This window comes from Pseudomonas sp. NPDC098747, from assembly GCF_044760045.1.
Taxonomy (GTDB): Bacteria; Pseudomonadota; Gammaproteobacteria; order Pseudomonadales; family Pseudomonadaceae; genus Aquipseudomonas.
This window is the reverse complement of the sequence record NZ_JBIWAL010000024.1, coordinates 43,865-55,542: the sequence shown is the minus strand read 5'-3', so window position 1 is coordinate 55,542 and position 11,678 is coordinate 43,865. Positions and strand designations below refer to the sequence as shown.

Here is an 11,678-nt window from a genome sequence, read left to right as displayed (position 1 = left end):
CACAAACGGCCTGCGTGCAGGCATATGAAGAGGGGAAAAGGATGCTCCCGAGCAAAAGCGTGTTTGAATCTGGCGTTGCGCCGTGAGTGCGCAAGCCGGACCGATCAATCGCCGCATACTCATCGTCGACGATACCGCGTCGATTCATGCGGATTTTTTGAAAATACTCAGTCCGGGCACTGCTGACTCCGACAGCCTCGGGGAAACCGAAAACCTGCTGTTCGGCACCCCCGCCACCGCGCAGAAAGAGCACTTTGAACTGGATTCGGCATTTCAAGGCAGCGAAGCGCTGGCCAAACTGCAAACCGCCCTCGCCGCTCAACGCCCCTATGCCATGGCGTTCATCGACATGCGTATGCCGCCGGGCTGGGATGGCCTGGAGACCATCGAGCGGCTATGGCAAGTCGACCCCAAACTGCAAGTGGCGCTGTGCACGGCCTACACCGATTACTCCTGGGAGGATATCGACCAGCGGCTGGGGTTGACCGATGGCCTGCTGATTCTGAAAAAACCCTTCGATGCGATCGAGATCCGCCAGATGGCCAGCGCCCTCACGGTCAAATGGCAGATGACCGAAGACGCCGCGCTGAAGATGGCTCAACTCGAACTGGCCGTTCAGGAGCGCACTCGAGAACTGTCCGACGCCAATATCATCGTGCAGAACAGCCCGACCATTCTTTACCGGTTGCGTGGCGAACCCTCGTTCAAACTGATGTATATCTCGCACAACATCACCCGCTACGGCCATGTGGCGGCCGATCTGGTGGGATCGGCAAACTGGGCGCAGGATTTGATTCACCCCGACGACCAGGCCGGGGTAGATGCCGCCATGGCCAGGGTGCTGGACCGACACGCGCAGGGCGCCTCGATCGAATTTCGTCTGCGAACCGGGGAAGGCGCCTGGCGCTGGGTGGAAAACCGTTACGTCCCGGTCCGCGACCACGATGGCCGCTTGCTGGAAGTCGAAGGGATCATCCTCGACATCACCGAGCGCCGTGTGGCCGAGGAGAAGCTCGCCTTGCTGGCCCGCACGGACGGCCTCACCGGGCTGGCCAACCGCGCCACCCTGATCGAGCGTCTGCATCAAGCCTTTGCCGGCGCACGTCGGGGCGCCGCGCCATTCGCGGTGTTTTATCTGGATCTGGACCACTTCAAGCGAATCAATGACAGCCTCGGCCACCCGATCGGCGATCTGCTTTTGCAGGAAGTGGCGCGGCGGATCAAATCGAGCGTGCGGGAAAACGACGTCACGGCGCGCTTGGGCGGCGACGAATTTGCGATCCTGCAACTGGACGTCAGCGACCCTACCCGTTCCGCCGCCATGGCCGCCAATATCCTCAGTGCCCTGATGGCGCCGTACCACCTGGCAGGCAACGCCGTGCATATTTCAGCCAGCATCGGCATCAGCACCTACAGCGACGCCAGCCACGACGCCGACAGCCTGTTGGGGCAGGCCGACATGGCGCTGTACCGCGCCAAGGACACGGGGCGCAATCAGTATCACTTCCACTCCGAGGCGATCACACAAGAAGTGGCCGAGCGCATGGCCATCGTCAATGAGCTGATGATTGCACTGGAGCGCGATGAACTGGAGTTGAAGTACGCGCCGGAAGTGGACATGCACAGCGGCAGGATTTTAGGCATGGAAGCGCAGGTCTGCTGGAACCATCCCCTGCGCGGCCTGCTGCAAGCGAGCGCGTTTGTCCCGGCCGCGGAAAAAACCGGCGCCATTATTCCCCTCGGCCGCTGGGTGCTGGATCGCGCCTGCCGGCAGATGAGTCAGTGGCGCAACGCGGGGGTGGCGCCACCGGTGATGGCGATCAAGATTTCGTTGGCCCAGCTCAAAAGTGGCCCCGAGCTTATCTACGACGTATTGCGCACCGCCGCGCGCTATGAGGTCGCCCCTTGGGATCTGCGCTTTGATGTCACCGAAGCGACGCTGGCCCAGACCAAGTGGACCCACAATGATGTGCTGCCGAGATTGAGCGAGCTGGGGGTGAAAATCGCCATCGACGATTTCGGCACCGAATACTCATCGTTCGACTACCTGAAAACCTACCGGGTCAATCACCTGAAACTCGCCCAGTCGTTTCTTGACAGCGCGGCTCAGGACACGGCCGGCGCCAACACGCTGAAGGCGATCGTCAACTTCGCCAGGGATCTGGGTATCGGCATCATTGCCGAAGGCGGTCAGCAGCCGGGACACCCGCACATACCCAACTGCGACGCTGCGCAAGGCCTGTACTTCAGCGATGCCCTCAGCCCCGAACTCGCGGCCCGGATGCTTACGGCCGCAAGCAGCGAGTCAACAGGCACAAAGGAGAGTGAGGGATGAAAACTCCCTTTGCCCAGACCAACCGCCGCATTCTGATCGTCGACGATACCCCGGCGATTCACGCTGACTTTCGCAAAATACTCACCCCGGACACCAGCGGCGAAGCGGATCTGAACAGCCTGGAACAAACGTTGTTCGGCACCCGACAAGCCCAGCATCTGGCCTTCCAGCTCGACTCCGCCTATCAGGGGCAAGAAGCGCTGAAACTGGTTCAACTGGCACTGGAGCAAGGGCGGCCCTACGCCCTCGCCTTCACCGACATGCGCATGCCGCCCGGCTGGGATGGTCTGGAAACCATCGAAAGACTGTGGCAAGCCGATCCGAACCTGCAAATCGCCTTATGCACCGCCTACACCGACTACAGCTGGGAGGCCATGGCCGAGCGGCTGGAGTTCGGCGATCAATTGCTGATCCTGAAAAAACCCTTCGACGCCCTGGAAATTCGCCAGATGGCCAACGCCCTGACCTGGAAGTGGCAACTGGCTCAGGACGCTGCACTGAAGATGTTCAACCTTGAACAGACTATCGAGGCACGGGTCCACGAATTGCTCAAGGTGTCGCATCTGTTGCAGTACGACAGCCTCACCGGACTGCCCAACAGCACCTTGCTCGGTGACCGCCTGACTCAGTCCCTTGCCGCCTGCCGACGCCATGACAAAAAACTGGTGGTGCTGTTCCTCGGCCTGGATCGCTTCAAACGCATCAACAATGCGCTGGGGCATCCGGCCGGCGACGAAATGCTCAAACGGGTTGGCCAGCAGTTGCTCAAAAGTGTGCGCGAATCGGACTCGGTCTTTCGCTATGGCTCCGACGAGTTCGTGGTGATCCTCACCGATATCAACCACCCCCAGCAGACCCGCAGCATCGCCGAAAAACTGCTGGGCATCATCCGTACTCCGCAGATGATCGCGGGGCATGACGTCAGCGTCACCGCCAGCGTGGGTTTGAGCGTTTATCCGGACGACGGGCTCGAGGCCATCGACCTGATCAAAAAGGCTGAAACGGCCATGCGCAACGTCAAGGACAGCGGTCCGGACAATTTCGGTTTTTTTATCGAAGCGATGAATGAGCGCGCACGGGAACAGCAGGGTATCGAATCAGGTATTCGCCAGGCCTTGCAACGCAACGAATTTGTCCTGCACTACCAGCCGAAAATCGCCCTGGAGAGTGGTCGGATCGTCGGGGCGGAGGCGCTGGTCCGCTGGCAAAAACCGGGGCATGGCTGGGTTTACCCCTCAGACTTTATTCCTGTGGCCGAAGACAGCGGGCTGATCGTACCGCTGAGCAAATGGGTGTTGGCCGAAGCCTGCCGCCAGACGCGGCAATGGCAAGCAGCGGGATTGCCGCCGATCCGCATGTCGGTCAACACATCAGCCATCGACTTTCGCCAGCGCCACTTCGTGGAGGGTATCGAACAGGTGCTGGCAGACACAGGGTTGGACCCGTGCTTGCTGGAGCTGGAAATCACCGAAAGCGTGCTGATGCAAAACGTCGAGGCGACCATGAACGCGTTGCAACGGTTAAAAGCGCTGGGGGTCAAGCTGGCCATCGATGACTTCGGCACTGGGTATTCAAGCCTCAGTTACCTGCGCCGCTTTCCCATCGATGTGCTGAAAATCGATCAATCATTCATTCGTGGTCTGAGCAGTGACAGCAGCGATGCCGCGCTGGTCAGCGCGATCATCAGCCTGGGCAAGAGTTTGAGCCTGAACGTCATCGCCGAAGGGGTGGAAACGGCAGCACAACTGAAATATCTCAAGGATCACCATTGCGAAGAAGCTCAGGGTTACTACTTCAGCGAAGCCTTGCCGGCGCCGGCATTTGCCCAACTGCTGAGCACAGGGTTGCCGGGATCCTGGGACGATCCATCGCCCTCCAGCGACAGCCCGCCGACCAGCACGGGGGACAATCTCCAATGATCCTTTTCCGTTACACGCTGGCCTTCATGTTCTGTGGGGTTTGTGTCAACGCGGCTGGCGAACCATTGAACCAGCCACTCAAGCCCTTGCCCGAGATTGCTCCCGCCAATCGCGAACGCGCCGCGCTCGGTCGCCAGTTGTTCAATGATCCGCGACTATCGGTCAACAACACGTTGTCCTGCGCCAGTTGCCACCAACTGGACAAGGGCGGTGCCGACACCCGTGCCCAGTCTCTGGGCTTCGATGGCAAACCGGTGGCGTTCAACACGCCCACGGTGCTCAACGCCAGCCTCAATTTCCGGCAATTCTGGGACGGACGGGTCGAAACTCTGGAGGAGCAAGCCGACAATGTCATTACCAGCCCCCACGAAATGGGCAGCGACTGGAAAACCGTCGTGCAACGCATCACCGACGATCCCGGTTACCGCAAGGCCTTCGATGGCGCCTACCCCGACGCCGTGACCAAAGCCAATATCCAGAATGCACTCGCCACTTACGAACGCACCTTGTTGTCCCCTGGGTCGCGCTTCGATCAATACCTTTTGGGCGATACCGACATCCTTACCCTCGAAGAAAAGTACGGCTATCAACGCTTCAAGGACTACGGCTGCATCGCCTGCCATCAGGGCGTGAACATCGGTGGCAACATGTTCCAGAAGTTCGGCGTATTCGGTGATTACATCGCTGATCGCGGCAACCCGACGGCGGCTGATCTGGGACGGTTCAATGTCACCGGCGACGACGCTGATCGCGCGGTATTCAAGGTGCCGAGTTTGCGTAATGTCGCCTTGACCGCGCCGTACTTCCACGACGGTTCAGCCCCCGACCTCGAACGGGCCGTCGACGTGATGTTCCAGTATCAGTTGGGGCGCATGCCGAGCGCAGAAGACAAAACCCTGATCATCCTGTTTCTCAAGACCCTGTCCGGCCAATGGGAGGGTAAGCCATGAAGAAGATGTCACGCAGAACCAGCCTGCTGTTGGTCACGCTGCTCGCCATCCTGCTGGCCTCGACGCTGTTGTTCCTCTACCTCAAGTCCAGCTCCGAACAGACCATCACATACACCGAGTCGCGCGACCTGATCCGCCAGATCACCCAACAGGACGCCCTGTGGGAAAACGAAATACTCAAGGCCCGGGTAGCTATTTCCCACAACTACGACCCGCTGGTGTCCCCGGTAAGCGCGATGCATAAGCTGTGGGAGCGCTTCGCCACAATGGAATCGGGGCATGGGCGCAAAGACTCCAGGCAGTGGAACGCTGCTCACGAAGGCTTTCTCAAAGCGATGCAGGAAAAGACTCGCCTGGTGGAGCAGTTCAAGTCACACAACGCCTTGTTGCGTAACTCCCTGGCCTTCCTGCCGACCGCCGAAGACGATATTCAGGCGCAACTGGCGGACTTGTCCGACCTCGACAAACTGCAAGTACAAAACATCGCCACCGACACTTACGACCTGCTGCTCAGTGCCCTGGAATTCGCCCAGGTCACCTCTGCCGACAAGGCCGCCGACATTGAGCTGGGGCTGAACAAACTGGCGGTGAACGCGCAACGCCTGCCGGAAGAATTCCATGCGCCGGTGAAGATTCTCAGCAGTCACGTCGCGCTGATTTTGCGCGAGCAGCCCATCGTCAACGAACTGCTGGAAAACATCGAAGCCGTTCCCGTGGCCGAACGTCTGGACGACATCACCCACATGCTCAACCAGGATCAGCAACGGGTCGAAAAGATCGATCGCGAGTACCACTTCTACATGCTGCTGTTTTCCGTGCTGCTGATGTTATCGCTGCTGTGGCTGGCCATCCGGCTGATCCGCAGCTTCGCCGAGATCCACCGGGTCAACAACGCCCTGCAAAATGCCAACGATGTTCTGGAACAACGGGTGGAAGAACGCACCCAGGAACTCAAGAACGCCCAGAGCGAGCTGCTCGGCGCTGCACGTCAGGCCGGCATGGCGGAAATCGCCACCAACGTGCTGCACAACGTCGGCAACGTGCTCAACAGCGTGAACATCTCCTGCGAACTGATCGGGCGAAAACTGCGCAGCAGCAAGGCACTTGGCCTGGGCAAAGCCATGCAACTGATCAACGAACACCCCGACGACCTCGGGCATTTTCTCAGTGAAGACGACAAGGGCAAATTGCTGCCCGGCTATCTCAATCAACTGGTCAGCGCGATTGCTCTGGAACAGCAGGAAATGGCCGACGAACTGGGACAAATGAACAAAAGCGTCGACCACATCAAGGACATCGTCGCCACCCAGCAATCCTACGCGGGGGCCAACAGCATGACCGAACCGCTGTATATCGACGAACTGCTGGAAGACGCCCTGCGCATGAATGCCGGCGCGCTGACTCGCCATCACGTCACCGTGGTCAGGCAATACGCTGAAGTGCCCCAGGTGATGGGCGACAAACACCGTTTGCTGCTGATTCTGATCAACCTCATCAGCAACGCCAAATACGCCATGACCGACCTCAGCAACCGCCCTCGGACCATGACGCTCGGGGTAGAAATCGTTGACGACACCTTTCTGCAAATCAGCGTCAGGGACGATGGTGAAGGCATCGCCCCGGAAAACATGACACGGATCTTTGCTCACGGTTTTACCACGCGCAAGGAAGGCCACGGTTTTGGCCTGCACAGCTGCGCGCTGGCGGCGATCGAAATGAACGGCCACCTCACTGCCCACAGCGACGGACCGGGGCTGGGGGCCTTGTTCACCTTGCAACTTCCGCTGATCACCGTAACGGAGAACGCATGAGCGAACTGTCGAACCGTCGCATTTTGCTGATCGATGACATGCCGTCGATTCACGAAGACTTTCGCAAGATTCTCACTCCGCCCCTGGCGCACTCGGCAGAACTGGACGAGATGGAAGCGGCGCTGTTTGGTGCGACTGCCCGCCCCCAACGACCAATTTTCGAGCTGGACTCGGCTTATGGTGGCGAGGAAGGACTGGCCAAACTCAACCTCGCCTTGCAGGAGCAACGCCCCTATGCCCTGGCGTTTGTCGATATGCGCATGCCCGACGGTTGGGACGGCGCGAAAACCATCGAACACCTCTGGCAGCAGGATCCGCAATTGCAGGTGGTCGTCTGCACGGCGTATTCCGATTATTCCTGGGACGAGTTACTGGATCGTCTGCAGGCCCACGACCGTCTGCTGATCCTGAAAAAACCCTTCGACAACATTGAAGTCCAGCAAATGGCCAATACCTTGCTGACCAAATGGCAGATGACCGAACGCGCCTCATTGCAAATGCATCATCTGGAACATCTGGTGGATCAGCGCACCGACCAGTTCAAGCAGGCCAGCGTGGCCTTGCAGCGCGAGATCGACGAGCGCAAACAACTGGAAGGCCAACTGGTGCAGTCGGAAAAGCTCGCCTCGCTCGGCCAACTGGCGGCCGGGGTTGCCCATGAAATCAATAATCCGATCGGCTTCATTTCCTCCAACCTCGGTACTCTGGACGGCTACTTTCAGCAGTTACTGAGCATGCTCGACGCCTATCAGAGCGCCGGGCAAACGCTCGCGCCCGAACCCGCCGCGCAACTGCAAAAACTGCGCGAAGACCTCGAACTGGGTTTCTTGCTTGAGGATATTCCAGTGTTGATCAGGGAATCCAAGGAGGGCATCGGTCGCGTCAGCCAGATCGTCAAAGACCTGAAGGACTTCTCCCGGGTCGACACCCAGCAACAATGGCAGTGGGCCAATCTGCAACAAGGTATCGAATCGACCCTGAACATCGTCGCCAGCGAACTTAAATACAAGGCCGATGTGGTCAAGGAATATCAGGATCTTCCGGACATCGAATGCCTGCCGTCACAGATCAATCAGGTCATCATGAACCTGGTGGTCAATGCCTCGCAGGCCATGGGACCTGAACGCGGCGTCATTACCCTGCGCACGGGGCTGCAAGGGGAAACCGCGTGGATCGAAGTGGCCGACAACGGTTCGGGAATCGCGCCCGACACCTTGCAGAAAATATTCGACCCCTTCTTCACCACCAAACCGGTGGGGCAAGGCACAGGGCTGGGTTTGTCCCTGTCCTATGGCATCGTGAAAAAACACGGCGGGGATATTTCGGTGCGCAGCGAACTCGGGGCTGGCACCACGTTCCGTGTGCTGTTGCCAGTGCGTCAATCTGTTGCCTGACGCCGAAATAGGCAAATGGTCTCCCTGTTCACGGTTTCTTCGTTGGCGCAGAATCCCTGTCTGCCCTACAAAGTCCGAACCAAGGAAACCGTATGAGCCTGTCCCTCCTGAGCCGCTACGCCTTCTTTGCCGGCTGTGTGATTTTCACCCTCGCCAGCCTGCCTTTTCTCGAACATGACTGGCTGTGGCCGTTTACCGCCGTCACTGGCGCGCTAAGCCTGCTCGGTCTGTTCGATCTGCTGCAAAGCCCACACGCGGTGCGCCGTAATTACCCGATTTTGGGCAACATCCGTTATCTGGTTGAAGGTATCCGCCCGGAGATTCGCCAATACTTGCTGGAATCCGACAGCGACGCCCTGCCCTTCTCCCGCGCTCAGCGCTCACTGGTGTACTCGCGGGCGAAAAATGAAAGCGCCGATAAACCGTTCGGCACCTTGATCGATGTGTACCAATCCGGTTTCGAATTCATCGGCCATTCGATGCGTCCAGCCCCGCTCAGCGACCCCAGCAGTTTTCGCGTCACCGTCGGCGGCCCACAGTGCACACAACCGTACTCGGCATCGGTGTTCAACATCTCGGCGATGAGCTTCGGCTCGCTCAGCGCCAACGCCATTCGTGCGTTGAATCAGGGCGCAAAACTCGGCAACTTCGCCCACGACACCGGCGAAGGCAGCATCAGCCCGTATCACCGCGAACACGGCGGCGATCTGACCTGGGAACTGGGCAGCGGCTACTTCGGCTGCCGCACCAGCGATGGCCGGTTCGACCCGGAACGCTTCGCCACCCAGGCGCAGAACCCGCAAGTGCGCATGATCGAAATCAAGATGAGCCAGGGCGCCAAACCGGGCCATGGTGGGATCCTGCCCAAACACAAAGTCACCCGGGAAATAGCCGACACCCGCGGCATCATGATGGGCGAAGACTGCATCTCGCCGTCACGCCACAGCGCGTTTTCCACGCCGATTGAACTGATGCATTTCATCCAGCAACTGCGCGAACTGTCCGGCGGAAAACCGGTGGGTTTCAAATTCTGCCTCGGCCATCCGTGGGAGTTCATGGGCATCGCCAAAGCCATGCTGGAAACCGGCATCCTTCCAGACTTCATCGTGGTTGATGGCAAGGAAGGCGGCACCGGTGCGGCACCCGTGGAATTCACCGACCACATTGGCGTGCCGATGCGCGAAGGTCTGCTGTTCGTCCACAACACGCTGGTGGGCCTGAATCTGCGCGACAAGATCAAACTCGGCGCCAGCGGCAAAATCGTCAGCGCCTTCGACATCGCCAGCGTGCTGGCCATCGGCGCCGACTGGGCCAACTCCGCGCGCGGTTTCATGTTCGCCATCGGCTGCATCCAGTCGCAAAGCTGCCACACCAACAAATGCCCGACCGGCGTCGCCACCCAGGACGCCCTGCGCCAACGTGCGCTGGTGGTGCCGGACAAGGCGCAGCGGGTCTACAACTTCCATCGCAACACGCTCAAGGCGCTGGCAGAAATGCTCGCTGCCGCCGGGCTCGATCATCCATCGCAACTGTCGGCCAAGCATCTGGTGCGACGCATGTCGGCGACCGAGATCAAGCTGTTCTCGCAGTTGCACGTGTTCTTGAAACCGGGTGAGTTGCTGACCGGCGAAGTGAGTGGCGAATTCTATTCGCGGATGTGGCAGATGGCACGGGCGGACAGCTTTGAGCCGCAGGAAGTGGCGGCGGCCTGAATACGCCACGGAGAAGTCTGCGCGCACAAAAAAGCCCCGATCTAAAAGACCGGGGCTTTGCTGTTTCAGCGTTTACAACTTACGAAGCCGAACGCACCGCGCCCTGCGAGACATTGGTTGGTTGCAGCTTGAACACATAAAACATCACGGTCAGCAGCACCAAAAACGCCGGGCCTATATACAGCGCCACACGCGTGTCCGGGAAGTACGCCATCAAGCCGACCACCAGCACCAGGAACGCCAGCGCACAGTACGAACTGACCGGGTACAGCCACATTTTGTACTTGAGTGCGGCACGTTCGCTGGCGCTCAGGCCTTTGCGGAATTTCAGCTGCGCCAGCAGGATCATCACCCAGGTCCAGATCGCGCCGAATGTCGCAATCGAGGTCACCCAGACGAAGACTTTTTCCGGCACCAGATAGTTGAGCAGCACGCCCAGCAGCAACGCGGCGATCGACAGCAACAGCGCACGACGCGGCACGCCATTGTTCGAGGTCTTGGCGAAAGGAGCCGGCGCCTGGCCATTCTGCGCCAGGCTGTAGAGCATGCGCCCGGTGCTGAAGATGCCGCCGTTGCACGATGACAATGCGGCGGTGATCACCACGAAGTTGATGATGCCGGCGGCAGTCTTGATGCCAAGACGCTCGAAGGTCATCACGAACGGACTGCCCTGCGTGCCGATTTCGTTCCAAGGATAGATCGACAGAATCACGAACAAGGCGCCGACGTAGAACAGCAGAATCCGCCAGAACACCGAGCCGATTGCGTTGGGGATGGTCTTCTGCGGGTTCTTCGCTTCACCGGCGGTCAGGCCGATCATCTCGACACCGAGGTAGGCGAACATGACCATTTGCAGGGACATCAGCACACCGGTCACGCCGTTGGGCATGAAGCCGCCATGGGCCCACAGGTTGGAAATCCCCAGTGCCACGCCGTCATTGCCGAAACCGAAGGCGATGATGCCGACGCCGCCGATCACCATGGCAATGATGGTGACGATCTTGATCAGGGCGAACCAGAATTCGAATTCACCGAAAGCCTTCACCGCGATCAGGTTGATCGAGCCCATGCTGATCAATGCCGCGAGGGCCCAGATCCAGCGCGGCACATCAGGGAACCAGACGCCCATGTACACGGCGACGGCGGTGATTTCCGCGACGCAGGTCACCAGCCACAGGAACCAGTAGTTCCAGCCAGTGAGAAAGCCCGCCAATGGGCCCAAATAGTCTTGCGCCTAGCGGCTGAACGACCCGGCCACCGGGTTGTGCACGGCCATCTCGCCGAGGGCGCGCATGATCACCAGGATCGCCAGACCGCCAAGAATGTAGGAAATCATGATCGCCGGGCCGGCCATTTCGATGGCTTTGGCCGAACCTAGAAACAGGCCGACGCCGATACAGGCGCCGAGCGCCATCAGGCGAATATGCCGTTCGCCAAGTTCGCGTTTGAGCGGACCGCCCTGAGCGGTTTCGCCGTGAGGCAGGTGATTGCCAACTGGCATAGGGGTTCAACCTCGTCTTGTTATTGGATATGACCACCGAGTGTCGAAGCGTCAGC

The 11,678-nt window shown here is 59.4% G+C and carries 6 protein-coding genes and 1 pseudogene; 6 read left to right on the top strand and 1 reads right to left on the bottom strand.

All coding sequences use genetic code 11. The annotated features are described in order from the left end of the window. The first annotated feature begins 82 nt into the window (after positions 1-82). From ACIQVE_RS16315 to ACIQVE_RS16290, 6 genes are all read left to right on the top strand, one after another. Entirely contained in the window at positions 83-2,335 is a 2,253-nt protein-coding gene (locus ACIQVE_RS16315) for an EAL domain-containing protein (protein WP_402810155.1), read from the top strand. Further along, on the top strand, positions 2,332-4,254 hold the full coding sequence (locus ACIQVE_RS16310) for a putative bifunctional diguanylate cyclase/phosphodiesterase (RefSeq protein WP_402810152.1): 1,923 nt from the start codon (positions 2,332-2,334) through the stop codon (positions 4,252-4,254). The genes ACIQVE_RS16315 and ACIQVE_RS16310 overlap by 4 nt, the downstream gene beginning before the upstream one ends. 26 nt (positions 4,255-4,280) lie before the next feature. Next, on the top strand, positions 4,281-5,204 hold the full coding sequence (locus ACIQVE_RS16305) for a cytochrome-c peroxidase (protein ID WP_402810197.1): 924 nt from the start codon (positions 4,281-4,283) through the stop codon (positions 5,202-5,204). Then, positions 5,201-7,015, top strand: a complete 1,815-nt coding sequence (locus ACIQVE_RS16300) for a DAHL domain-containing protein (RefSeq protein ID WP_402810149.1) — start codon at positions 5,201-5,203, stop codon at positions 7,013-7,015. Before ACIQVE_RS16305 ends, ACIQVE_RS16300 begins: the two co-directional genes overlap by 4 nt. Continuing rightward, a complete protein-coding gene (locus tag ACIQVE_RS16295; RefSeq protein WP_402810146.1) occupies positions 7,012-8,409 on the top strand; it encodes an ATP-binding protein in 1,398 nt (465 codons plus the stop codon). The genes ACIQVE_RS16300 and ACIQVE_RS16295 overlap by 4 nt, the downstream gene beginning before the upstream one ends. 92 nt (positions 8,410-8,501) lie before the next feature. Further along, the gene (locus ACIQVE_RS16290) at positions 8,502-10,121 is read left to right on the top strand and encodes an FMN-binding glutamate synthase family protein (protein ID WP_402810143.1); all 1,620 of its coding nucleotides are present in this window, start codon (positions 8,502-8,504) and stop codon (positions 10,119-10,121) included. Between the two features lie 79 nt (positions 10,122-10,200). On the opposite strand, the pseudogene ACIQVE_RS16285 reads toward ACIQVE_RS16290, so the two are convergent. Then, a pseudogene (locus tag ACIQVE_RS16285) lies at positions 10,201-11,622 on the bottom strand (amino acid permease). Positions 11,623-11,678: the final 56 nt, after the last annotated feature.

Bases quoted from the DNA above. Each gene is read 5' to 3' on its own strand.
- ACIQVE_RS16310 (WP_402810152.1), top strand. From the start codon at position 2,332: ATGAAAACTCCCTTTGCCCAGACCAACCGCCGCATTCTGATCGTCGAC.
- ACIQVE_RS16305 (WP_402810197.1), top strand. From the start codon at position 4,281: ATGTTCTGTGGGGTTTGTGTCAACGCGGCTGGCGAACCATTGAACCAG.
- ACIQVE_RS16300 (WP_402810149.1), top strand. From the start codon at position 5,201: ATGAAGAAGATGTCACGCAGAACCAGCCTGCTGTTGGTCACGCTGCTC.
- ACIQVE_RS16295 (WP_402810146.1), top strand. From the start codon at position 7,012: ATGAGCGAACTGTCGAACCGTCGCATTTTGCTGATCGATGACATGCCG.
- ACIQVE_RS16290 (WP_402810143.1), top strand. From the start codon at position 8,502: ATGAGCCTGTCCCTCCTGAGCCGCTACGCCTTCTTTGCCGGCTGTGTG.